This window comes from Roseixanthobacter finlandensis (genome assembly GCF_043195105.2).
In the GTDB taxonomy this organism is placed as follows: domain Bacteria; phylum Pseudomonadota; class Alphaproteobacteria; order Rhizobiales; family Xanthobacteraceae; genus NCEH01.
The window spans coordinates 3,206,691-3,228,640 of sequence record NZ_CM195536.1 but is presented as its reverse complement, the minus strand read 5'-3'; the positions used below and the strand labels follow the sequence as shown (position 1 = coordinate 3,228,640).

General features: G+C 66.3%; 23 protein-coding genes. 11 read left to right on the top strand and 12 right to left on the bottom strand.

The annotated features are described in order from the left end of the window. Nucleotides 1-9 precede the first annotated feature (9 nt). Genes V5G24_RS15310 through soxA form a run of 7 tightly spaced genes read left to right on the top strand, consistent with a single transcriptional unit; the run spans nt 10 to nt 5,850 of the window. Nucleotides 10-2,187, top strand: coding sequence for a xanthine dehydrogenase family protein molybdopterin-binding subunit (locus V5G24_RS15310; protein ID WP_394081464.1), 2,178 nt, complete (start codon nt 10-12; stop codon nt 2,185-2,187). Further along, on the top strand, nt 2,184-2,522 hold the full coding sequence (locus V5G24_RS15305; protein ID WP_394081466.1) for a c-type cytochrome: 339 nt from the start codon (nt 2,184-2,186) through the stop codon (nt 2,520-2,522). The genes V5G24_RS15310 and V5G24_RS15305 overlap by 4 nt, the downstream gene beginning before the upstream one ends. Further along, the gene (locus V5G24_RS15300; protein ID WP_394081468.1) at nt 2,470-3,774 is read left to right on the top strand and encodes an FCSD flavin-binding domain-containing protein; all 1,305 of its coding nucleotides are present in this window, start codon (nt 2,470-2,472) and stop codon (nt 3,772-3,774) included. Before V5G24_RS15305 ends, V5G24_RS15300 begins: the two co-directional genes overlap by 53 nt. Next, nucleotides 3,771-4,244 carry a sulfur oxidation c-type cytochrome SoxX gene (soxX, locus tag V5G24_RS15295; RefSeq protein ID WP_394081470.1) on the top strand — a complete coding sequence of 158 codons (474 nt, stop codon included), beginning with the start codon at nt 3,771-3,773 and terminating at the stop codon, nt 4,242-4,244. The genes V5G24_RS15300 and soxX overlap by 4 nt, the downstream gene beginning before the upstream one ends. A 3-nt stretch (nt 4,245-4,247) precedes the next feature. Next, on the top strand, nt 4,248-4,739 hold the full coding sequence (locus V5G24_RS15290; protein WP_394081472.1) for a SoxY-related AACIE arm protein: 492 nt from the start codon (nt 4,248-4,250) through the stop codon (nt 4,737-4,739). Further along, nucleotides 4,736-5,056, top strand: coding sequence for a thiosulfate oxidation carrier complex protein SoxZ (gene soxZ / locus V5G24_RS15285; protein WP_394081474.1), 321 nt, complete (start codon nt 4,736-4,738; stop codon nt 5,054-5,056). The genes V5G24_RS15290 and soxZ overlap by 4 nt, the downstream gene beginning before the upstream one ends. Beyond that, on the top strand, nt 5,056-5,850 hold the full coding sequence (gene soxA, locus V5G24_RS15280) for a sulfur oxidation c-type cytochrome SoxA (protein WP_394081476.1): 795 nt from the start codon (nt 5,056-5,058) through the stop codon (nt 5,848-5,850). Before soxZ ends, soxA begins: the two co-directional genes overlap by 1 nt. Before the next feature lie 103 nt (nt 5,851-5,953). On the opposite strand, the gene V5G24_RS15275 is transcribed toward soxA, so the two are convergent. Then, nucleotides 5,954-6,157: a hypothetical protein gene (locus V5G24_RS15275; protein ID WP_394081478.1), complete on the bottom strand. Its 204-nt coding sequence runs from the start codon at nt 6,155-6,157 to the stop codon at nt 5,954-5,956. Nucleotides 6,158-6,551: 394 nt separating this feature from the next. On the opposite strand from V5G24_RS15275, the gene V5G24_RS15270 reads away from it, so the two are divergent. Then, complete coding sequence (locus tag V5G24_RS15270) at nt 6,552-7,268, top strand: response regulator (protein ID WP_394081480.1); 717 nt, start codon at nt 6,552-6,554, stop codon at nt 7,266-7,268. Then, entirely contained in the window at nt 7,268-8,770 is a 1,503-nt protein-coding gene (locus tag V5G24_RS15265; protein WP_394082096.1) for a sensor histidine kinase, read from the top strand. Before V5G24_RS15270 ends, V5G24_RS15265 begins: the two co-directional genes overlap by 1 nt. Before the next feature lie 34 nt (nt 8,771-8,804). Here the strand turns inward: V5G24_RS15265 and V5G24_RS15260 are convergent, their stop codons facing one another. The 6 genes from V5G24_RS15260 to V5G24_RS15235 all read right to left on the bottom strand — a co-directional run bounded on the left by V5G24_RS15260 (nt 8,805) and on the right by V5G24_RS15235 (nt 14,603). Beyond that, the gene (locus tag V5G24_RS15260) at nt 8,805-9,344 is read right to left on the bottom strand and encodes a flavin reductase family protein (RefSeq protein ID WP_394081482.1); all 540 of its coding nucleotides are present in this window, start codon (nt 9,342-9,344) and stop codon (nt 8,805-8,807) included. Between the two features lie 59 nt (nt 9,345-9,403). Further along, nucleotides 9,404-10,747 (bottom strand): LLM class flavin-dependent oxidoreductase, encoded by a 1,344-nt coding sequence (locus V5G24_RS15255; protein WP_394081484.1) that lies wholly within the window; start codon nt 10,745-10,747, stop codon nt 9,404-9,406. Between the two features lie 221 nt (nt 10,748-10,968). Next, nucleotides 10,969-12,033, bottom strand: coding sequence for an ABC transporter substrate-binding protein (locus V5G24_RS15250; RefSeq protein WP_394081486.1), 1,065 nt, complete (start codon nt 12,031-12,033; stop codon nt 10,969-10,971). Between the two features lie 45 nt (nt 12,034-12,078). Then, entirely contained in the window at nt 12,079-12,909 is an 831-nt protein-coding gene (locus tag V5G24_RS15245; protein WP_394081488.1) for an ABC transporter permease, read from the bottom strand. Nucleotides 12,910-12,975: 66 nt separating this feature from the next. Further along, nucleotides 12,976-13,803, bottom strand: coding sequence for an ABC transporter ATP-binding protein (locus tag V5G24_RS15240; RefSeq protein ID WP_394081489.1), 828 nt, complete (start codon nt 13,801-13,803; stop codon nt 12,976-12,978). A 125-nt stretch (nt 13,804-13,928) separates the two neighbouring features. Continuing rightward, nucleotides 13,929-14,603 (bottom strand): GntR family transcriptional regulator, encoded by a 675-nt coding sequence (locus V5G24_RS15235; RefSeq protein WP_394081491.1) that lies wholly within the window; start codon nt 14,601-14,603, stop codon nt 13,929-13,931. A gap of 312 nt (nt 14,604-14,915) precedes the next feature. On the opposite strand from V5G24_RS15235, the gene V5G24_RS15230 reads away from it, so the two are divergent. Both V5G24_RS15230 and speB read left to right on the top strand, forming a co-directional pair. Beyond that, entirely contained in the window at nt 14,916-15,809 is an 894-nt protein-coding gene (locus tag V5G24_RS15230; RefSeq protein WP_394081493.1) for a MarC family protein, read from the top strand. A 125-nt stretch (nt 15,810-15,934) separates the two neighbouring features. After that, complete coding sequence (gene speB / locus V5G24_RS15225; RefSeq protein WP_394081495.1) at nt 15,935-16,939, top strand: agmatinase; 1,005 nt, start codon at nt 15,935-15,937, stop codon at nt 16,937-16,939. Between the two features lie 14 nt (nt 16,940-16,953). On the opposite strand, the gene V5G24_RS15220 is transcribed toward speB, so the two are convergent. The 5 genes from V5G24_RS15220 to V5G24_RS15200 all read right to left on the bottom strand — a co-directional run bounded on the left by V5G24_RS15220 (nt 16,954) and on the right by V5G24_RS15200 (nt 21,949). Beyond that, nucleotides 16,954-18,270, bottom strand: coding sequence for an LLM class flavin-dependent oxidoreductase (locus V5G24_RS15220; protein ID WP_394081497.1), 1,317 nt, complete (start codon nt 18,268-18,270; stop codon nt 16,954-16,956). A gap of 97 nt (nt 18,271-18,367) precedes the next feature. Further along, nucleotides 18,368-19,591 carry an ABC transporter substrate-binding protein gene (locus tag V5G24_RS15215; RefSeq protein ID WP_394081499.1) on the bottom strand — a complete coding sequence of 408 codons (1,224 nt, stop codon included), beginning with the start codon at nt 19,589-19,591 and terminating at the stop codon, nt 18,368-18,370. After that, nucleotides 19,588-20,172 carry a carboxymuconolactone decarboxylase family protein gene (locus V5G24_RS15210; protein ID WP_394081501.1) on the bottom strand — a complete coding sequence of 195 codons (585 nt, stop codon included), beginning with the start codon at nt 20,170-20,172 and terminating at the stop codon, nt 19,588-19,590. The genes V5G24_RS15215 and V5G24_RS15210 overlap by 4 nt, the downstream gene beginning before the upstream one ends. Further along, nucleotides 20,172-21,092, bottom strand: coding sequence for a branched-chain amino acid ABC transporter permease (locus V5G24_RS15205; RefSeq protein ID WP_394081503.1), 921 nt, complete (start codon nt 21,090-21,092; stop codon nt 20,172-20,174). The genes V5G24_RS15210 and V5G24_RS15205 overlap by 1 nt, the downstream gene beginning before the upstream one ends. Further along, entirely contained in the window at nt 21,089-21,949 is an 861-nt protein-coding gene (locus V5G24_RS15200) for a branched-chain amino acid ABC transporter permease (RefSeq protein ID WP_394081505.1), read from the bottom strand. The genes V5G24_RS15205 and V5G24_RS15200 overlap by 4 nt, the downstream gene beginning before the upstream one ends. Between the last annotated feature and the right edge of the window lies 1 nt (nt 21,950).

The window sequence follows — 21,950 nt, the reverse complement described above, 5'->3', positions numbered from 1 at the left end:
GAGGGTGACATGACATATCAGCCGAACGTATCGCGCCGCGCCTTCATCGCCGGCTCCGCCGCCGCCATCGGCGGCTTCACCTTGGGCTTCCATGTGCCGTTCGCCGACGCGGCGATGGCCCAAGGGGCTTCGGCCCTCCCGCCGGAGGTGAATGCCTGGGTGGTGGTGAAGCCCGACGAAACCGTCATCATCCGCATCGCCCGCTCCGAGATGGGCCAGGGCACGCTGACCGGCCTTGCCCAATTGGTGGCCGAGGAGTTGGAGTGCGACTGGTCCAAGGTGACGACCGAATATCCGACGCCGGGTGAGAATCTCGCCCGCAACCGGGTGTGGGGCAGCTATTCCACCGGCGGCAGCCGAGGCATCCGGGATTCGGAAAGCTATGTGCGCCAGGGCGGTGCCGCCGCCCGCGAAATGCTGATCGCCGCCGCCGCCGCGCAATGGAAGGTTCCGGCCGGCGACTGCACGGCCGCAAAGGGGATGATCACCCACACGGCGAGCGGCCGCACCACCACTTTTGGCAAGGTGGCCGATGCCGCCGCAGCCCAGACGCCGCCGATCAATATCAAGCTCAAGGATCCCAAGGACTGGACCATCGCCGGCAAGCCCTTGCCGCGGCTCGATACGGCGGACAAGTTGACCGGAAAGCAGATCTACGGGGCGGACCTGCGCCTGCCGGGCATGCTGGTCGCGACCATCAAGGCCTGTCCGGTGTTCGGCGGGAAGGTGGCAAGTTTCGATGCGGCTGCGGTCGCCGGCAAGCCCGGCGTGCGCAAGGTGGTGCAGGTGGACGACAATGCGGTGGCGGTGGTCGCCGACACTTGGTGGCAGGCCAAGACCGCGCTCGACGCTTTGCCCATCACCTGGGACGAGGGCCCGAACAAAAACCTCTCCAGCGCCGACATCGCCGCCACGCTGGCCGCCGGCCTCGATGCGCCGGACGCCTTCGTGGGCAACAAGCAGGGGGACGCGAAGGCGGCGCTGGCGGGTGCCGCCAAGACCGTCACCGCGACCTATTCCTTCCCCTATCTCAACCACGCCACCATGGAGCCGATGAACGCGACCGCGCTCTATACGGCGGACAAGTGCGAGGTATGGGTGCCGACGCAGAACGGCGAATCCAGCCTTGCCGTTGCGGCGGAGGCGGCGGGACTGCCGGTGCAGAAGTGCGACGTGCACAAGCTGCTGCTGGGCGGCGGCTTCGGCCGGCGCGGCAATTTCCAGGATTATGTCCGCCAGGCGGTGCTGATCGCCAAGCAGATGCCCGGCACGCCGGTGAAGCTGTTGTGGTCGCGCGAGGAGGACATGCTCCACGGCGCCTACCATCCAATCACCCAGGCCAAGCTCACCGGCGGGTTCGATGCGCAGGGCAATCTGATCGCCTTCCACATGCGCATTTCCGGCCAGTCGATCCTGGCGGCGGTGCGGCCGGAAGGCATGCAGGGCGGCATGGACCCGGTGGTGTTCCAGGGGCTGACGGCGAACAGCCCGGAAGGCCATATGGGCTATACCATCCCCAATGTGCTGGTCGACCACGCCATGCGCAATCCGCCGATCCCTCCGGGCTTCTGGCGCGGGGTGAACCTCAACCAGAACGCGCTCTACATGGAATGCTTCATGGACGAGCTGGCGCACGCGGCGGGAGTCGATCCGCTCGCGTTCCGGCGCAAGCTGATGGCGAACCATCCCAAGCATCGCGCGGTGCTGGAGGCGGTGGCCGCGCGCATCGGCTGGGAAAAGCCGGCGCCGGCGGGGGGTTATCGCGGCATCGCCCACACCATGGGGTTCGGCAGCTATGTCGCCGCCGCCGCCGAGGTGTCGGTGGATAAGGGGCAGTTGAAGATCCATCGGATTGTCGCCGCCACCGATGCCGGGCATGCGGTGAACCCGGCGCAGATCGAGCGCCAGGTGGAGGGGTCCTTCGTCTATGGGCTGTCGGCGTGCCTCTATGGCGAATGCACGGTGAAGGGCGGCCGCATGGAGCAGGAGAATTTCGACACCTATGCGGTGCTGCGCCTTGCGGAGATGCCGGCGGTGGAAACCATCGTCATGCCGTCCGGCGGCTTCTGGGGCGGGGTGGGGGAGCCGACCATCGCGGTGGCGGCGCCGGCGGTGTTGAACGCCTTGTTCGCGGCGACCGGAAAGCGCATCCGCACCATGCCGCTGAAGAACCATCCGCTCGCATGAGCGGGGCGGCCGCGCCGGGCAGGACCGCCCGGCCCCGCCGCGGGGGCGCGGCGTTTCAGGTCGCCGCGCTCGGCGCCCTGCTGTGGGCGCCTGCCGCTCACGCCGCACCGCCCGGTGGCTCGTCCTGCTCGGGCTGTCACGGCGCGGCGGGAGGCGCGGTTCCCGCGCTCGCCGGGCGCCCGGCGGGCGAGATCGTCGCGGACATGCAAGCGTTCCGCACCGGCGCGCGCCCCACCACCGTCATGGATCGCATCGCCAAGGGCTTCACCGATGAGGAAACACGTGCCATCGCCGACTGGATCGCCGCTGGCAGCCGGGCCAACGCCCAGCCGTAGGCGCGTACTCGCCGGCCTTGCCGGTGGCGCGGCGCTGGCGCTTGGCGCGCCGGCCGTGCTGGCACAGGCGCGCGCGCCTGTGATCGTGGTGGGCGGCGGCTTTGCCGGCGCGACCTGTGCGCGCGAACTGAAGCGCGCCGATCCGACGCTGGGCGTGACGCTGGTCGAGCCAAACGAGGATTACCTCGCGTGCCCGTTCAGCAATGGCGTCATCGCCGGCCTGCGGGAGATGGCGGCACAACGCTTCGATTATTCAGCGCTCGACCGCGACGGCATCACGCGCGTGCGCCGGCGCGCCGTGGCGGTCGATCCGCAGGCGCGCCGGGTCACCCTGGAGGACGGGTCGCTGCTCGATTACCAGCGCCTGGTCCTGGCGCCGGGCATCGACATGGATTTCACCGCAGTGCCCGGTTATGACGCCGCGGCGGCCGAGCTCCTGCCCCATGCCTGGAAGGCCGGCCCGCAGACGCTGGCGCTGCGAAGCCAGCTCGAAGCGATGGAGGATGGCGGCGTCGTGCTCATCAGCGCGCCCGCCAATCCGTTCCGCTGCCCGCCGGGGCCATACGAGCGGGCGAGCCTGATCGCTTATTATCTCAAGACCCACAAGCCGCGCTCCAAGCTCGTGATCCTCGATGCCAAGGATGCGTTTTCCAAGCAGCGGCTGTTCCAGGCGGCGTGGGCGGATCTCTATCCCGGCCTCATCGAATGGGTGGGCCTGTCCCAGGGCGGCCGCGTGACCGAGGTGGATGTCGCGGGCAAGAGGCTGATCACGGAATTCGGCGATCACACGGGCGATGTGATCAATGTCATCCCGCCCCAGCGCGCCGGCGCCATCGCCCAGGCGGCGGGGGTGGCGGATCGCACCGGCTGGTGTCCGGTGGATCCGGTAACGTTCGAATCCCGCCTCCAGGCCGGCATCCATGTGATCGGCGATGCGGCCATCGGCGGGGCGATGCCGAAATCCGCCTTCACCGCCAATGCCCAGGCCAAGGTCTGCGCCGCCGCCGTCGCGAGCCTGCTGCACGAACGCGCGCCGCAGGCGCCGAAGCTGATCAACACCTGCTACAGCCTCGTCGCGCCGGACTATGGCATCTCCATTGCCGGCGTCTATCACCCGAGCGCCGGCCTGCTGACCGAAGTGGAAGGCGCCGGAGGCGTCAGCCCGCTCGGGGCGCCGCGCGCGCAGCGGGTGTTGGAAGCGACCTATGCGGGCGCCTGGTTCGACACCATTACGCATGAGGTTTTCGCGTGACGGCGGGAAGCACGGATTTTCCCTCCAGCTTCGCGTCCGTCCTGGCCGCCGGGCTCGCCATCGCCGCGACGCCGGTGGGTGCGCAGGAGGCGCCATTGCCCTATGCGGTCGCGGGCGATGCCATCGTCCGTCCGCTGGCGGGGCAGGCGGGCGATGCGGCCCGTGGGGCCGCGCTCATGGGGGATCGCCACAAAAGCCTGTGCGTGCTGTGCCATTCCGGACCCTTCGGGCCACAACAACTGCAAGGCACGCTCGCTCCCGATCTGGCGGGGATCGGCGGCCGCCTGTCGCCGGGGCAAATCCGGCTGCGGATCGTCGACATGAAAGCGCTGCATCCCGAAAGCCTCATGCCGGCCTATTATCGCATCGCCGATGCCCCGCGCGTCGCCGCCGCGTGGCGCGGAAAGCCGCTGCTGACGGCGGGTGAGATCGAGGATCTCGTCGCCTATCTTTCGACACTGAAGGAGTGAGCCATGGTGGACGCACCCGCCTCATGTGACGTACCGGCCGCGTCCGGCCTTCCCCGGCGCGCCTTCCTCGCGGCGGGTGCGGGCGCTTTGACGGTGTGCATGCTGCCTTTGGAAGCGCTGGCGCGGCCGACGCTGGACGAGGCGCTCCGCGCCTTCACCGGCGGCGCGCCGCTTAACGAGGGACGGGTGCGGCTCGACCTGCCGCCGCTGGTGGAAAACGGCAATGCGGTGGGGGTCGTGGTCGATGTCGACAGCCCCATGAGCGAAGCCGACCACGTGCGCCGCATCGCGCTGTTCAACGAGAAAAATCCCGAGGCCGAGATCATCCAGTTCCAGCTCGGCCCCCGCGCCGGGCGCGCGCGGGTGGCGACGCGCATCCGCCCCGCCACCTCCCAGAGCGTTGTCGCGGTGGCGCAGATGAGCGACGGCAGCTTCTGGGTGAGCCGCGCCGGCGTCATCGTCACGCTCGCCGCCTGCATCGAGGATCTGTCATGACCCGCGCCCTGGTGAATGTGCCAAAAACCGCGCGGGCGGGGGACATCGTCGAGATCCGAGCAATGATCGCCCATCCCATGGAGACCGGCTATCGCCAGGGCCCGAACGGCGCGATGATTCCGCGCAACATCATCCGAAGGTTTGTCTGCACCTACGACGGCGCGGAGGTGTTCGCGGCCGATTTCCATCCCGCCGTTTCGGCCAATCCCTATCTCGCCTTTTCCACCCGCGCGACCGTGAGCGGTACCCTGACCTTCGCCTGGACCGACGATGCCGGCGTCACGCAGACCGCCACCGCCGAGATCGTCGTGACCTGATGCGGCGCGTGGTGGTTGGCCTGAGGTTCAGCGTGGCGGGCGTCCTGCTCGCGGCGGCTAGCGGCATGGCGGGGGCGGCGGAGATCGCCCCGCAGGATCGCAGGTCCGGCGCTGATTTCATGTCGGCGGAGAGCCGTGCCACGCAGGCCGACGATGCCGCCAATCCCGGCATGCTCTGGGTGCTGGATGGGGAGCGGCTGTGGCAGGCCCCGGCCGGCGCGTCGGCGAAATCCTGCGCGGATTGCCATGGCGCGGCCGAGACCAGCATGCGCGGGGTCGCGGCGCGCTATCCCGCCTTCGATGCGCGGGCGAACCGCCCGGTGGATCTCGCCGGACGCATCAATCTGTGCCGCACCGGGCAGCAGAACGCGACCGCCCTCGTCCGCGACGGACAGGATCTGCTCGCGCTCACCGCTTATGTGGCGCACCAGTCGCGCGGCCTGCCGGTGACGCCGGAGGCCGATGCGCGGCTTGTGCCGTTTCGGGAGAATGGCCGGCGCCTGTTCGAGCGCCGCATGGGCCAGCTCGATCTCGCCTGCGCCTCCTGCCATGACAACAATTGGCGCGGCCGTCTCGGCGGCAGCCCCATCACCCAGGGGCAACCCAACGGGTATCCCATCTATCGTCTGGAATGGCAGGCACTGGGTTCGCTGCAACGGCGGATGCGCAATTGCATGGTGGGGGTGCGGGCCGAGCCCTATGACCTCGGCGCCCCGGAATATGTCGATCTGGAACTCTATCTGATGTCGCGCGCTGCCGGCCTGCCCATGGAGGCACCCGCCGTGCGGCCCTGAGGCTTTGAGATGCGCGCGCCGCCAGCCAGATGCGTAAAAGGGTTACCGCGCAAGGGCGGCCGGCATTCCGACCGCCCTCTGGCAGGATTTCAGCCGAACGTGATCAGCCGTTGCCGATGCCGCGATCGCCGAGCATCAGGAACAGGCGATCCTGCTCGGAGATGACGGGCGTCTGGTCGCGCTGCTCGGGCGTGGTGGTGGTCTGCTGCTGGTTGCGCGGCGCCTGCTGCTCCAAGTGGGTTTCGCGCGCGGAAGCGGCGGTTGCGAACAGGGAAGCGGAAATCAGGGCAAGAATAGCGTAACGCATGTTCGTATATCCGTCTGTTTAACGCAGATTTGATCTGCATATTCGTGTGATTGCCGAAGCATGCATAAGCTAGATTGAAGTTGTCGCAAAACTATCGCGCCGCACCATGGGAATTGTCGCGAAATGTCGTGCGTGCCGGCGATGCGGGCATTCTGATACGAGCTCGCCGATCCGTGATGAGATTGCCGCAAAACCTCCGCCCGAAGGACAACGACCGGATGGTGGCCGCACGCGTGGCCGGACCGGCATTCCACGGGCCTGCAACCGCATCTGATCGATGGCGGTGCAAGTTTTTAATCGCAGTGTGTCGCATGGGCACAGGGCGATACATTCTGATACATAATCCCGGTGGGCGCGGTGGCGGGCGTGCGTATGTTCCGGGAGGAGCATCGAAATGAACTCGGCACATCACATCGCCGTCGTGGACGATCATCGCGACATTCGCGACCTCGTCGGCAAATACCTGACGCAGCACGGCTACCGCATCAGCCTCGCGGAAAATGCGATCGCCTTGCGCCGCCTGCTGGAGCGCAATGCGCCCGATCTGGTGGTGCTGGACGTGATGATGCCGGGGGAAGATGGGCTTTCCCTGTGCCGGCACCTGCGCAGCACCACGGATCTGCCGGTCATCCTGCTCACCGCCATGGCCGAGGAGACCGACCGCATCGTCGGCCTCGAGGTCGGGGCCGACGATTATCTCACCAAGCCGTTCAACCCGCGCGAACTGCTGGCTCGCATCAAGGCGGTGCTGCGCCGGGTTCACAGCCTGCCGCCGCAGAAGGGGCAAATGGCGGCCAAGGTGGTGCGCTTCGATCGCTGGACGCTGGATGCCGGGCGGCGGGAGCTTCTGGGGCCGGACGGCATCGCGGTCGCGCTCAGCACCGCCGAATTCCGCCTGCTGTGCGCGTTCCTCGACCATCCCGGCCTTGTGCTCAGCCGCGATCAATTGCTCGACCTCACGGTGGGCCGGGCGGCCGACCCGTTCGATCGCTCCATCGACAATCAAGTGAGCCGCCTGCGCAAGAAGATCGAGGCCGACCCCAAGAGTCCGGCATTGATCAAGACCCATTGGGGCGGCGGCTACAGCCTCGTGGCGGAGGTTGCTTCGTGATGATGCGCCTGTGGACGCGCAGTCTCGCCGCGCGCTTCATCTGCTTCACTTTTCTGTCGCTGATGCTGTCGCAGTCCGTCGTGTTTTTCATTTCCTGGGACGAGCACGGGCAGGTGATGCGCAAGGCCGCCAAGGCCGAGACGCTCAGCCGCTGCGCCTCGCTCGCGCGCGTGCTGGAGGCGACGCCGGCGGCGCTCCACAAGGATATCCTCGCCGCCAGCAGCACCAGCACCACGCGCTATTGGATCTCGCCCGATCGGCCGAAGAATTCCACCGCGTGGCGCCAGCAGGCGTGGTCTTATCTCGGCCAACCGCTGCCGCCGCTCGCGCCGCCGGGCAATGAGGTGAACACGGCCGTGCCGACGGAAGCGGGCGTCGGCGCGGCGCCACGCCTCGATGTCCTCAATTCATCCTGGATTGATCTTCCTCCTCATGCGTGGCCGCTCTCGCGGCCGGCAAAGTTCGTTTATCTGGACGATGACGGCGCGATGGGCATCACGGTCCAGCTCGCCGACGGCTCATGGCTGAATTCCGCCTTCGCCAAGCGCGCGCAGGAGAATTTCTGGACCTCGCAATCCACGGTCTCGCTCGCCCTGTCGGCGCTGGTACTGTCGGTCATCGCGGTGATTACGGCGCGCGGCATCGCCCAGCCCATGCGCCGCCTGGTGGCGGCGGCCGAGGCGCTCGGGCGGGGGGAAAAGATCGCGCCGCTGCCGGAAACCGGGCCGGACGATATCCGCCGCACCGCTGAAGCCTTCAACCGCATGCAAAGCCGGCTGGTGCGGTTCATCGACGATCGCACCCGCATGCTCGCCGCCATCGGCCATGATCTGCGCACGCCGCTCACCTCGCTGCGGCTGCGAGCGGAATTCGTCTCCGACGACGAATTGCGGGAAAAAATGCTCAGCACCATCGCCGAAATCCAATCCATGACCGAGGCTACCTTGACCTTCGTGCGCGAGGAAGCCACGGCGGAAACCACCCGCACAGTAGACCTGCCGGCGCTGGTGGAGAGCATGTGCGACGATCTCGCCGAACTTGGCTATACGGTCACCTTCGCCGAGGGGCAAAGGATCAGCTATCGCTGCCGGCCCGATGCGCTGCGCCGTGCGTGCCGCAATCTGGTGGAGAATGCCGTTCGTTATGGCGAGCGCGCGCGGGTGAGCGTGACGCAGGGGCCCGAGAATATCGAAATCGTGGTCGAGGACGATGGGCCGGGCATTCCCGATGTGGCCCGCGAGCAGGTATTCGCGCCCTTCTTCCGCATGGAGCATTCGCGCAATCGCGAGACCGGCGGCCTCGGCCTCGGCCTTTCCATCGCGCGCACCATTGTGCGGCGGCACGGCGGCGACATCGTTCTGTTCAACCAGCCGGGAGGGCTGCGCGCCTCCATCAGCCTGCCGAAGTCGACGGGCGAGCTGCCCTTGCATGAAGTGACGCTGCTGGCGGGCGAGGCGCACGACGCCCGGCTTGGTGCGCCGCCGCGTGGCATGCCGATCTGAGGGGCCGCGCTCCCGCGCACGGCCAGCGGATCGATCAGGAGGCGGCGCGCACCGCGCTGGATTCGGCGGGATGGTCGGTGGCGACGCGATAGCGCCCTTGTGCGAACAGCAGCGTGCCGCGCTCGAAATGCACCGCGCGCCGCACCCGGCCGATAAGGATGAGGTGATCGCCGCCGCGATGCTCGGATTCCCGGCTGCATTCGAAGAAGGCCGCCACATTGTCGAGGATCGGCGCCCCGGTTTCCCCGGCGCTCCAGCCGATGTCCTGGAACTTGTCCGGCCCCGAGCGGCCGAAATGGCGCGACAGGGCGATCTGGTCATGCGCCAGCACGTTGATGGTGAAGTTTTCCGCGATGCTGAACTTGGGGTAGCTCTTCGACGTCTGGCCGATCGACCACAGGATCAGCGGCGGGTCCAGCGAGACCGAGGCGAAGGAATTCACCGTCAGCCCCACCAGTTCGCCGCCCACATTGGCCGTGACCACCGTGACGCCGGTGGCAAACTGGCCGAGGCAGCGGCGGAATTCCTGGGGCTCGCGGGCCGGATCGCATTCAAAGGCCGCATGCACGCTCATGTCTTCTTCCTCCCTTGGGGACGCCGCCGCGCGAACGGCGGCGCCGGCGCCGATGCGCCTCAGCCTGCCTTCGCGTACATGCTGGCGGGACGCCGCAGGCCGAGATTTTCCCGCAGCGTGCTGCCGCTATATTCGGTGCGGAACAGGCCCCGGTTCTGCAATTCCGGGATGATGTGTTCGCAGAATTCGTCGAGCCCGGCCGGCAGGACCGGCGGCTGGATGAGGAAGCCGTCGACGCCCCGGTTCACGAACCAATTCTCCATCTGGTCGACGATGCTCGAAGGTGTGCCCTTCACGGTGCGCTGGCCGCGCCCGGTGCCGAACTGCTCGTACATCTGGCGCAATGTGGGATTGCCCTTGAGCATGTAGGAGACACGCGAATTGGAGCGAGCCAGTTCCTCGGCGACGAGATGGGCGGGCAGGGGCTCTTCCACGTCGCACTGGCTGAGATCGATGCCACCCAGCGCGGCGGAGAGCAGTTCCTTGCCGACATCGGGATGGATCAGGCTCTGGAGATAGCGGATCTTCTCGTCCGCCTCCTTCTCGGTCGCGGCGACCACCACGTTGAGGCCTGGCATTACGACGATCTCATCCTCGCCGCGGCCGTATTTGGCCGCATGGTCCTTCAGTTCGCGATAGAATTTCTGCGCCTGCTCCAGATCGTGGAGCGGGGTGAAGATGACTTCCGCGATCTGCGCCGCCAGTTCCTTGCCGGTGTCGGAGGCGCTGGCCTGGAAGATCACCGGATAGCCCTGCGGTGGGCGGGCGACATTCAGCGGCCCGCGCACCGTGAAGTGCTTGTCCTTGTGGTTGAGGTAATGAAGCTTCGCGGGGTCGAAATAGCGGGAGGTGGCGCGGTCGCGCAGGAACGCGTCATCTTCCCAGCTGTCCCACAAGCCCTTCACGACCTTGACGAATTCCTCCGCCCGCTCATAGCGCTCATTATGGCCGTAATGGGCATCGCGGCCGAAATTGAACGCCTCCGACGGGTTGGAAGAGGTCACCACGTTCCAGCCGGCGCGGCCGTGGCTGATGTGGTCCAGCGAGGCGTAGCGGCGGGCGAGGCTGTAGGGCTCGTTGAAGGAGGTGGTGGCGGTGGCCACCAGCCCGATGTGTTTCGTGACGGCCGAGATCGCAGAGAGCAAGGTTACCGGATCGAAATAGGCCATGTATTGCGGCCATCGGGACAGCGCCTGAAGGTTGCCGTCGCGGGTGGCGATGGCATCTGCGAGAAAGATCAGGTCGAACTTGGCCTTCTCTGCGGTCTGCGCGAGCCGCACATAATGATCGAAATTGGTCCCGGCGTCGATCTGGGCGCCGGGATCGAGCCAGGCGGCCACGTGATTGCCCGTGGGATGGAAGAAGCCACCCAGCCTCATCTGATCCTTACGTCGTTCGGTCATTTCTTGTTCTCCTCGTGCAACGCCGAGGCGCGGCACGGCTTTTCTTGTTAGGGGACGGGTGAAACGGGCAGATCACGTGGCGCCTTAGGTCCGCTGGCGCGTTAGAGCGTTTTCAACAAAAGTGGATTCCGGTTTTGCGGTAAGAAAACGCGTTGAAACAAAAAGCTAGAGCACGTTGGGCGAACCGGTGTTCGCCGAACGTGCTCAAACTTAACGCGTCCTCACCAAGCGGACGCCTTTGCCATCACCTCGATCTTCTTCGCATCGAAGTCGTTGATCTTCGGGATGAACTGGTTGGTATAGGCGGCGGTCACGTCGAAATCCTTGGGGATCAGCCCCTCCTCGATGGAGATGTCGGCCATGCGCTTCCACTGGGCGGGCACGTTCTCGCCCCACTTCACGCCCGGCTCCAGCTTGGTGAGATTGAAGCGGGAATCGAAGATGCGGCGGGCCTGCTTGAAGGTGTCGTCATTCACCGTCTGCGGCTTGGTCTCCGGATACATCTTCCAATGGTTGCGCAGGGCCGCGTCGGGATTGGTGAGGCCGTACACCGAGGCTTCGGCGATGCCGCGCGCGACCTTCACCACCAGCTCGGGCTTCTTCTCGATGGTCTCCTCGCGGGCGATGATGACGTTGCCCAGCACTTCGTCGATCCACGGCGGGTCGATGTAGCGGAACTTGAAGCCGTTGTTCTCCAGCGCCGCGATCACCGTATCCCAGGACGACCAGGCGTCGATCACGTTCTGGCGGAAGGCGTTGGCCGCCTGGCCGCCGATGCCGACCGACAGCCATTTCACACCGGTCTGCGGGTCGATGCCGGCGGAGGAAAGCGCGGCGCGGGCGAACGGTACCGAGCCGGCGGACATGTCGGGCACGCCCAGAGTCTTACCCTTCAGGTCGGCGAGGGTCTTGATCGGGCTGTCTTCCGGCACGACGATGCGATAGATCGACTTGCGGGCGTAAGTATAGACGGCCTTCACCTTGATGCCCTTGGACCGGGCGATCAGCAGCGCGTCGCCGCCCACGGTGGCGAAATCCACTTGGCCGCTGGCCACCTGCTGCACGCCGGCGGTGGCGCCGGACAGGCCGATCACCTCGACGTCCAGACCTTCTTGCTTCCAGAAATCGGCGGCAAGCGGGATCGAGGATTGGGCCGCGTGGCCGACCGAGATGTTGGAGGTCGTGACCGCATAGACCACCTTCTCCGCCGCACCGGCGCTGCCGGCCGCGGCGGTGACGGCGAACGCCGCCGCCAGCGTACATAAAGACAAACGAATGCTTCGCATATTCAAACTCCGCCTCTGGTTGTTTTAGGTTTATTTGGGTCGCCTTCAGCTGAGCGACTTGTTCCAAAACAGGAAGTGGCTCTGGGCCATGCGCATGATCAGGCTGAGCACGACGCCGAACACGCCGAGCACCACCAGAACCGCGAAGATGCGGGCCACGTCGAACTGGAAATTCGCTTCCAGGATGAGATTGCCGAGCCCGGCCTTGGAGCCCACGAACTCGCCCACGATCGAGCCCAGGATGGCGAGCACGATGGCGACGTTCAGACCGGCGAAGATGAAGGGCAGCGCGTTCGGCAGGCGCACCGTGCGGAAGGTTTCCCACCGCCCCGCGCCGAGCGAGCGCATGAGGTCCAGCTTGCCCTGGTCGCAGGATTTCAGCCCCATGATGGTGTTCACCAGCACCGGGAAGATGGCCACCAACGCGACGATGATGACCTTGGAGCCGATGCCGTAGCCGGCCCAGATGATGATCAGCGGCGCGATCGCGATTTTTGGCAGCGTTTGCAATGCCACGAGCCAGGGATAGACGATGCGCTCGACGATACGGAACTGCGCCACCACGGCGCCGATGGCGGTTCCGACCACCGCCGCCAGCAGGAAGCCGGCAATGGTCTGGAAGGCGGTGACGAAGAAGTTATAGACGAACAGGCCGGAGGCAATACCGTTGTAAAGTGAAACCGCGATGGCCGAGGGCGCGGGCAGGATGAAATCGGGGACCTTGAACAGATCCACCGCCAGTTCCCACACCAGCGCCAGCATCACGAAGCCGCCGAAGGAGATGAGGGAATCCACGCTGGAGACGGAGAGCCAGCGCAGGCGTTCGCGCTTGCGTGAAGCGAGGATTTCGGCCGCGGCCGTAGCGTCGAGGGACATGGCGATGACTCATAGGTTCGGGTGGCGCGAAGACGCGCGGAACAAAGCGATGCGGCGGGACGCGGTCTAATCGGTGCCGACATCCAGCAGGCGGCGCAACTTTCCGGTGTAGGCGCCGAATTTCTCCTCGCTCAGCATGCCGATGTGCCGGGGCCGCGGCAGGGCGATATCCACTTCCGCGATCACCCGGCCGGGGCGCGGCGACATGACGATCACCCGGTCGCTCATGAAGACCGCTTCAGTGATCGAATGGGTGATCATGAAGACAGTCTTCTTGGTGGCATCCCAGATCTTCAGCACCTCCGCGTTCATGGTCTCCCGCGTCAGCGCATCGAGCGCACCGAACGGCTCGTCCATGAGCAGCACCGAGGGATCGTGGATGAGGGCGCGGGCGATCGAGACGCGCTGGCGCATGCCGCCGGACAGCTCGAACGGATATTTGTCCTCGAACCCCTTGAGGCCGACCAGTTCGATCAGCTCGTGGGCGCGGGCCAGGGACGCCTGCTTGTCCAGGCGCAGCACCTGCGCCGGGAGAAGCACGTTCTGGAGGATGGTGCGCCAAGGCAGCAGGTTCGCGTCCTGGAACACGATGCCGACATCCCGGCTCGGGCCGCCGCCCTTGCGGCCGGAGAGGACAAGCTCGCCGCCGAACCCGTCCTCGAGCCCGCCGATGATGCGCAGCAACGTGGTCTTGCCGCAGCCGGACGCCCCGATAACAGAGACGAATTCCGCGCCGTGGATCGCAAGGTTGATCTTGCTCAGCGCATGCACCGTACCACCGGATGCCGTTTCATAGACCTTCGTCACGTCATTTAAGGCGACGACGGGCGGTAAAACCGGCTTTTGCGCATGCGTATTGACGATGAAGGGTGTCGCACCCGCCATGGCTGCCATAATGATCCGTACTCCTCTGGATGCCCGGTCGCGCTTTTTGCGCAATTCTCGGGCGAACTTTGAAACGACTTAAGAGACGCGCTCCTGGCCGGGGATGCGGGTGAGGGTGACGAAGGCGGGCGCCGTCAGGGCGTCCGCTGCTGAAGAATGGCGATTTCCTCGAGCCGCTCGCAGAAGGCCGCGGCGCTCTTCACATGGTCGCGCATGGCCTTGGCGGCGCAGTCGGCGTCGCGCCGCTCGAGGGCCGCGAGGATGCCTTCCAGTTCCGCGAAACCGTCCTGCACGCGCTCCTGGGAGACCGCGCACACGCGGCGGATCCATTGCACCTTGTCGCGCAGGTCCAGCAGGGTCTGGCGCACCAGGGAATTGTCGGCGGCGTCATAGATGGCGGCATGCAGGCGATTGTCGAGGGCGATGAAGGCATCGGCGTCGCCCTTGGCGATGCGCGGTGCCTTGGCGCGGAAGTCGGCCCGCAGCGTCTTCAGCATGGGCGCGGACATGCGGGCCGCGGCCGCGCCGGCGGCGTGCATCTCCAGCAGCATGCGCAGTTCCGTCACCTCGCGGATTTCGCGCGGGGTGAGCGCCTTTATATAGGTGCCGCTCTGCGGGGAGATGGCGATCCACCCCTCCGACTTCAGACGTGACAAAGCGGTGCGGATGGGCGAGCGGCCGACGCCCAGATCTTCCGCAAGGCGCGCCTCGGAAAGTCGCTCGCCAACCCCATAATACAGATCCACGATGCGCCTCTTGATCTCGCGATAGGTCACGAAAGCGGCATTCGCCTCGTCGATATTGAGCATTTTCTACTCTCTTCTTGTTCTCGCCCGATTCCGCGCGGTCCCCGCGGGTGGCGCCTGCCGCCGCCGCTTCCTCCAGCCCTGGCACCGTCAAGCCCGCCTTTGCGCCATCAGCTGTCGCATGGCGGCAGGCATAACCCGCTTGAATGCCTACGATTTTCCTGAGTGCGTAGCGTGCTAGTCGACTAGCGAAGTGGTCAACTAATTTGGAACATGATGTCGCAGGTGAGTCAAGCGCATCTGGTGGGCAATTGAGGATGACCGCGCGCGGCGCCGGGCGTGTCGCATTTGGCAGAGCAAGGTTCGTGCCGGCGAATGGGTCTGTCGATTGAGCGGATGATGGGATCATTAGTCCGTGGCACCGAACAGAGCCCACATGCCCGACGGGGCCGTGGTTCCGCTTGGCGGAGCCGACGGGCGGCGTCTGCGGCGCGGATGCGGTTTTTCGGGGGATTGCCCCTCGCAAAAGAGACAGCGCCGGAGGTGCCTGCGGGAAAGGTATCGGTATCGAAACGCATGAAAATGGGGCACACCCTTTCCGTTAGGTGGGATAGGTTAAGGGGCGCCGGAATGATCGATTTCTCATTGTCCGCAAAACTGTTTGCGGCCCTGTTTGCCATCATGGGTCCGCTCAGCATTGCGCCGATTTTCCTGGCGCTGACGGCCGATGCCACGCCCGCCACGCGGCGCAGCACCTTGATCGCCATGATCGCGACAGTGAGCATCGGCGCGCTGGTCTGCGCGCTCGCCGGGCATGCGCTCCTGGGGCTGTTCGGCATCAGCGTGTCGCATTTCCGCCTCGCCGGCGGATTGATCGTGCTGCTGATCGCCCTCTCGATGCTTAGCGGCGACGATCATCCTTCGCACCATGGTGCCGAGGAGGAGCAGGAGCATTTCAAGTCGGTTGAGAATGCGGGCGTCTATCCGCTCGGCCTGCCGATCGCGCTCGGGCCCGGTGCCATGGCGACGATCATCATTTTCGCCCAGTCCGCGCAGGAGCCCAGCGACATCGCCGCCTTCTATATCGGCCTGATCGGCTATCTGATCTTTTTCGCCGGCGCGATGGCCATCACGCCATGGCTCGGCTCGCGGCTCACGCCGACCGCGCTCTCCATCTCCAAGCGCTTGATGGGCATCATCCTGGCCGCTATCGCCATGGAAATGATCGCGGGCGGGCTGGGCGCGATATTTCCCGGCTGGATGAAATGATACGCGGCGCCGCGCGTCGGAAACGCGTCGCCTGATCCGCACCTGCGGGTCCGGCTGGCCCCTGCGCTCTTGGTGCGACGCATGCGGCATCCTAGGCTGAGACTTGTCTTGCTTACGGATTCCCCATGACCGACCGCACCCGCCATCTGCCGCTCAGCGGAAACGACATGCCCCGCTTCGGCGGCATCGCGACCATGATGCGCCTGCCGCACATCGCCGATCCCGCGCAACTCGACGCCGGTTTCATCGGCGTGCCGCTGGATGTTGGTACCTCGAACCGCGCCGGCACCCGCTTCGGGCCGCGCCAGATCCGCACCGAATCGGTGTTCGTGCGCCCGTACAATGTGGCGACGCGCGCCGCGCCGTTCGACAGCCTCGCGATCGCGGATCTCGGCGACGTCGCGACCAATCCCTACAGCCTGGAACGTTCGGTGGATCTCATCGAGGCGCATTTCGCCGGCATCTTCGCGAGCGGCTGCCGGCCGATGGCGCTGGGCGGCGACCACACCATGACGCTGCCGATCCTGCGGGCGGCGGCCAAAACTCACGGTCCGGTGGCGCTGGTGCATGTGGATGCCCATGCGGACGTGAACGACACCATGTTCGGCGAGCGCATCGCCCACGGCACGCCCATGCGGCGGGCGCTGGAAGAGGGGTTGGTCGATCCCCGCTTCATGGTCCAGGTGGGGCTGCGCGGCTCGGGCTATGCGGCGGATGATTTCGACTGGCAGCGCGGCCTCGGCGTATGGGTGGTGCCGGCGGAGCGCTGCTGGCATCGCTCGCTCGCCGATCTGGCGCGCGAGATCCGTACCCGCTTCATGGGGCGGCCCACCTACATCTCGTTCGATATCGACAGCCTCGACCCCTCCATCGCGCCGGGTACGGGAACCATCGAGCCGGCGGGCCTCACCTTGCCCCAGGCGCTGGAACTGATCCGAGGCCTGCACGGGCTCGACATCGTCGGCTTCGACCTGGTGGAGGTCTCCCCGCCTTACGACACCACGGGCAACACGGCGCTGATCGGGGCGAACCTGCTGTTCGAGATGCTGTGCATCCTGCCGGGCGTCACCTATCGCGACGCCCCGCACCCGCTCTCCTTCCGCCCCGACCTGCCGCCGGACTGGGTGTAGCCGTGCCGGGCGCGCTACGCGCCCAGCATGTCGCGCAAGGTTCCGCTGGGATACTCGCGCCGCAGGGCGCCGCGGGCCTGCAACAGCGGGACGACTTCGTCGACGAAGTCATCGAACGTATCCGGCAGAAAGGCGGGCGAGATCACGAAGCCGTCGGCAAGGCCGGCATCGACGATGCCCGCCAATTCGTCCGCCACATCCTGCGCCGTGCCGACGATGCGCGGGCACATGACGCCGCGCCCATAGACGCGCCCCGCCTCGGCAATGGTCATAGATCCGTCGGGGGCGATGCTGCGGAGCGCGGCGAAATTGCCCTGGCTGCCGGAGACCGCGATCTCATCCACCCGCGCATCCAGCGACAGGCTGGAGAAATCCGCATTGGCATGGGCGGCGAGCGTGGAGAGGCCGACGCGCGGATCGATCAGGGAATCATGCAAGTCGCGCTTCTCCTCCGCCTCGGCCCGGGTGCGGCCGATGAAGGGCATCACCGCCATCAGCACCTTGCTGGCGTCCGGCGCGCGGCCGGCCGCTTCCAGGGCGGCGCGCACGTCCCGCGTGAAGACGCCCATGCGTTCCCGGTTCGGCTGAAGGGCGAAAATCACCTCCGACCAGCGCGCCGCGAACGCCTTGCCCCGGCCCGACGATCCCGCTTGGATGATCACCGGCCGGCCCTGCGGGCTGCGTGGAATGTTCAGCGGCCCGCGCGACTGGAACCATTTCCCCTGATGGTTCACGTAATGGACCTTGTCGGGGTCGGCATAAATGCCGTTGGCGCGGTCGAGCACCAGCGCGCCTTCCTCCCAGCTGTCCCAGAGCTTGAAAGCGACTTCCATGAATTCGTCCGCGCGGTCGTAGCGCTCGTCATGGCCGAGGTGCGGCACCGAGCCGAAGTTCAGCGCCTCGCCATCGTTCATGGAGGTGACGACGTTCCAGGCCACCCGCCCGCCGGAGAGATGATCCAGCGTCGCGAATTCGCGGGCGATGTTATAGGGCGCGTCATAGGTGGTGGAGCGCGTCGCCCCGAGGCCGATGTTGCGCGTCACCGCTGCCATGGCGCCGAGCACCGGCAGCGGATCCATGCGGGTCGCATCCTGATCGCCGAGCCGGATCCCGGTCTCCAGGCTCTCGCCATAGCGGTCGGCAACGGCGAGGCGGTCGGCGAAGAACAGGAAGTCGAACTTCCCGCGCTCCAGGGTTCGAGCGATATGGGCATAATGCTCGAGGCTGAGGAAAGCGGTCTCGTGCGCCGGATTGCGCCAGATGGCATGGCTGTGCACCACCGGGCCGGCAATGAGGAAGCCGCACAGATGCATGGGCTTGGGCTGTGTCATGATGCGTCTCCGAGCGGCCTTTAAGGCACGCGTTCTCGTTGCGCGCGGAGGCTCTCCGCGCGCTGCTGGTGTTCGGGCTTGAAAAAAAGCTAGCGGATCAGGAGATCACGCCGACGATGGTGTTCTTGCCGCCCTTGACGACCTGAACCAGGAACGAGCGGTTGATCTGATCGCCCCTGGCGTCGAAATCGCAGCTTGCGCCGGCGCCGACGAACTTGATCTTCTTGCCGGCGCGGATCAGTTCGAGCCCCTTCACCACATCGTCCACTTCCTCGCCAGGCGGGTTGCAGACCTCGGGGATCGATTTTGCCCAGGTCAACGCATCGGAGGATTTCGCATGCTCCATGGCGAGCGCGGCGACGCTGATCTGGTCGTGGGCATTGCCGGCGAACAGGAACACGGTGCCGGCCGGGGCGCCCATCTCCTTCACGAACTTCTTGTAGGACGGGGTATCGAGCGGCGGGGCGGGCTGGAGATGATAGATCCCCTCGGCCACTTCCGGGCCGACCGCCTGTAGGAACTTGCCTTCCGCATCGGCGCCGATGGACAGCGCCACGATCTTGGACTTGAAGCCGCCGCGATAGACTTCCTTGGCGATGGAGGTGAAATCGGTCAGCAGGGACAGGCAGAACACGCCGTCGGGATCGCCGCCGAAGGCTTTTTCCACCTCGGCGCGATAGGAGGGCTGGTCGGGATTGTACATCACCACGTCCAGCACCGTGCCGCCGAGCTTGGCCATCTCCGCCTTGAAGGGCTCGATCATCGCCACCACGAACGGATTCTGCTGCGCCAGCACCACCACCTTCTTGGCGCCGATGGAATTCATCACCTTGGCGCCGGCCGGGCCCCAGGAGGTGCTCTTGGCCTGGAAGCGCCACACGAGGCCCTTGGTGTCGCCGTCGGTCACCGAATTGGCCGAGCAGGAGACCATCTGAACCTTGTTGGCGGCCAGGATGATGGGCTTGGCGGCCAGCGCGATCGGGCTGCCCCAGAACCCGCCCACCAGTTCCACCTTGTTGACTTCCAACAGCTTCTTGGTGGCGGTGACGCCGACGGTGGGATTGGTCTCGGAATCCTCGATGAAGAGCTTGAGCTTGCGCCCACCGAGGATGCCGCCGGCCTCATTGACCTGCCCAAGAACCAGTTCGGCCGCTTTCTTCATGTCCGGCCCATAGGGGCCGGTGGCGCCCGAGAACGGCAGCACCATGCCGAGCGGAATTTCGGCGGCCTGGGCGAACGCCGGCATCGCGGCGACGACGAAGGGGAGGGCGCCGAGGCCGGCAACGACCTGGCGGCGGGTAAGACGCGTCGACTGGCTCATGGCTGTTCTCCTGAGGTGGCTGGTTCTTCTTTTGGATGAAGGTTGAGCAAGGTTTCGGCGACGCCATCGTCGATCTGCAAGGCATCGTTGAACCGGTTGAAGAAGCCGCAGAGCGCGATGCGGAACGTCAGCTCGACGATCTGCGCTTCGGAAAAATGCGCGCGCAATTGGGTGAACACGCCCGAGCGGATGCCCCAGGCGCGTTCGGTCACCAGCCGCGCATAATCGATGACCAGGCGATCGACCTCGTCGAAGGCCTCATGCTCGGCATCGGGAAGCTTCTCGATCGCGTCGGCGGGAATTCCCTCCACGGCGAGCAGGGGGGCGTGATGCGAGACGCAATAGGGGCAGGCATTCAGCTTGGAGACCACCACCACTGCCAGCTCGATATAGCGCCAGGGCACGGCCTCGCGCGCCCGCAATTCCATGAGCATGCGGTAGATATGGTCGAGCGCCGGCGGCACGTGGGCGAGCACCGCCGCCTGATCGGCGAAATCGGCATAGCCGCCGGCGAATTGCTCGTACACCTGCGCGATTTCGGGCGGCAGGGCCGTGGGGGGCAGTGGGGTTACGCGAGGCATCAGCCTTCTCCCTTCGCGTCGGGAAAGAATTCGGTCGCGCGCCGGCGCGGTTCCGCCACGAGGCCCTGCGGGCGCAGGATCAGCAGCAGCACGATGCCGATGCCGATCATGCCGAGCCGCAGCGCCGACAATTGCGCGCCGTCGATGGACGGCACGAGATCCTTAAGGAAGCGCGTCGCTTCCAGCAGCGCCATGATCGAGCCGGCGCCGAACAGGAGGCCGAGATTGGAGCCGCGTCCGCCCGCGATCACCGCCATGAAGGCATAGGCGGTGATGATGGGGGTGAACTGGCTCGGGTCGATATAGGTCAGGTAGAAGGCGTGCAGCGCTCCGGCGAGGCCCATGACCGCGCCGCCCACGGCGAACGCCCGCACCCGCAGGGCCAGCACCGGCTTGCCCAGCGCGGACGCCACAGTGGCATCGTCCCGCACCGCCCGCAGGACGCGGCCGAAGGGCGAGCGCACCAGCAGTTCCAGCAGCACGAACACCACGGCCACGAGCCCGATGGCGAAGGCGAGGATCACCCCGTCCCCTCCGCCCGGCGGCGTTATGGCGGCGAACGGGCGCGGAATGTCGGCGATGCCCAGCGCGCCGCCGGTGAGCCAGCCTTCGTTCAGCAGCAGGATGCGCACGATCTCGCCGAAGCCGATGGTGACGATGGCGAGATAATTCTCCTCCAGCCGGATCGAGAGCAAGGCCAGCGCCATGCTGACGGCGGCGCAAAGCACGGCAGAAAAGATCAGCGCCGGCAGCCAGCCGATATGGGGCGCAGTGATCGCAACCCCATAGGCGCCCAGCGCCACGAAGCCGGAGACGCCGAAGTTCACCAGGCCGGCGAGGCCCCATTGCAGGTTCAAGGCAAGGCCGACCAGAGCGGCAACGCTGACCAGGATGATGAGCGTGACGAGATAGGCGCTCATTTGCGCACCGCCTTTGCGCCGAACAGGCCGTTGGTGCGGAACAGGAGCAGCAGGAGGATCACGGTGAAGCTCACCGCCTGCCGGTAATTGGTGGGCAGGATCAGGGCCGACATCTCTTCCGCGATGCCGATCATCAGCGCCCCCGCCACCGCGCCCAGCGGGCTGCCGAGGCCGCCCAGGATCGCGGCGGCGAAAATCGGGATCTGGTAGTTCCAGCCCATCAGCGGATCGATGGCGCGATCGAGCCCGGCCAGCACCCCGGCGACGCCAAGCAGGGCACCGGTCAGCGCCCAGGCGATGCGCGCGACGGTGCGCCGTTCCACGCCGCGCACGGCGGCGAGGGCGGGATTGTCGGCCACCGCCCGCATGGCGCGGCCGAGGGGCGAGGCGGTCAGCAGCAGATGCACGAGCAGAAGCGCCACGATCACCACGCTCGCGGTTACGATCTGCTCGTGGTTGATGCGCAGCCCCTGCCAGCGGATCGGCCGCGCGAGAGTCACATCGAAGCTACGGGCGGCATTGCCGAAGAAGAAGCGGCAAATGTTCTCCACCACCAGCGAAACCCCCATGGAGGCGACCAGCAAAGTGATGGATCCGCGTTCGCGCAGCCGCTCGAACACAAGGGCATCCGCGATGATCGAAGCGAGCGCCACGCACAAAGCGGCAAAGGCAGCGGCGAGCGGCAGCGGCCAGCCGAACTGCACATTGGCGACGAAGCCGGCATAGGCCCCGAAGGTGAGCAGGGCGCCGACCGCGAAATTGGCGAATTTCAGGATGCCGAACACCAGCGTCAGGGCGAGCGCGGGCAGGGCGAGGAGCAGGCCCGTCACCAGGCCGTTCAGGAAAAGCTGCGCCATG

Coding starts and splice junctions, on each gene's coding strand:
- V5G24_RS15310 (WP_394081464.1), top strand. CDS start 10: ATGACATATCAGCCGAACGTATCGCGCCGCGCCTTCATCGCCGGCTCC.
- V5G24_RS15305 (WP_394081466.1), top strand. CDS start 2,184: ATGAGCGGGGCGGCCGCGCCGGGCAGGACCGCCCGGCCCCGCCGCGGG.
- V5G24_RS15290 (WP_394081472.1), top strand. CDS start 4,248: ATGGTGGACGCACCCGCCTCATGTGACGTACCGGCCGCGTCCGGCCTT.
- soxZ (WP_394081474.1), top strand. CDS start 4,736: ATGACCCGCGCCCTGGTGAATGTGCCAAAAACCGCGCGGGCGGGGGAC.
- soxA (WP_394081476.1), top strand. CDS start 5,056: ATGCGGCGCGTGGTGGTTGGCCTGAGGTTCAGCGTGGCGGGCGTCCTG.
- V5G24_RS15275 (WP_394081478.1), bottom strand. CDS start 6,157: ATGCGTTACGCTATTCTTGCCCTGATTTCCGCTTCCCTGTTCGCAACC.
- V5G24_RS15270 (WP_394081480.1), top strand. CDS start 6,552: ATGAACTCGGCACATCACATCGCCGTCGTGGACGATCATCGCGACATT.
- V5G24_RS15265 (WP_394082096.1), top strand. CDS start 7,268: ATGATGCGCCTGTGGACGCGCAGTCTCGCCGCGCGCTTCATCTGCTTC.
- V5G24_RS15260 (WP_394081482.1), bottom strand. CDS start 9,344: ATGAGCGTGCATGCGGCCTTTGAATGCGATCCGGCCCGCGAGCCCCAG.
- V5G24_RS15255 (WP_394081484.1), bottom strand. CDS start 10,747: ATGACCGAACGACGTAAGGATCAGATGAGGCTGGGTGGCTTCTTCCAT.
- V5G24_RS15250 (WP_394081486.1), bottom strand. CDS start 12,033: ATGCGAAGCATTCGTTTGTCTTTATGTACGCTGGCGGCGGCGTTCGCC.
- V5G24_RS15245 (WP_394081488.1), bottom strand. CDS start 12,909: ATGTCCCTCGACGCTACGGCCGCGGCCGAAATCCTCGCTTCACGCAAG.
- V5G24_RS15240 (WP_394081489.1), bottom strand. CDS start 13,803: ATGGCAGCCATGGCGGGTGCGACACCCTTCATCGTCAATACGCATGCG.
- V5G24_RS15235 (WP_394081491.1), bottom strand. CDS start 14,603: ATGCTCAATATCGACGAGGCGAATGCCGCTTTCGTGACCTATCGCGAG.
- V5G24_RS15230 (WP_394081493.1), top strand. CDS start 14,916: ATGGGTCTGTCGATTGAGCGGATGATGGGATCATTAGTCCGTGGCACC.
- speB (WP_394081495.1), top strand. CDS start 15,935: ATGACCGACCGCACCCGCCATCTGCCGCTCAGCGGAAACGACATGCCC.
- V5G24_RS15220 (WP_394081497.1), bottom strand. CDS start 18,270: ATGACACAGCCCAAGCCCATGCATCTGTGCGGCTTCCTCATTGCCGGC.
- V5G24_RS15215 (WP_394081499.1), bottom strand. CDS start 19,591: ATGAGCCAGTCGACGCGTCTTACCCGCCGCCAGGTCGTTGCCGGCCTC.
- V5G24_RS15210 (WP_394081501.1), bottom strand. CDS start 20,172: ATGCCTCGCGTAACCCCACTGCCCCCCACGGCCCTGCCGCCCGAAATC.
- V5G24_RS15205 (WP_394081503.1), bottom strand. CDS start 21,092: ATGAGCGCCTATCTCGTCACGCTCATCATCCTGGTCAGCGTTGCCGCT.
- V5G24_RS15200 (WP_394081505.1), bottom strand. CDS start 21,949: ATGGCGCAGCTTTTCCTGAACGGCCTGGTGACGGGCCTGCTCCTCGCC.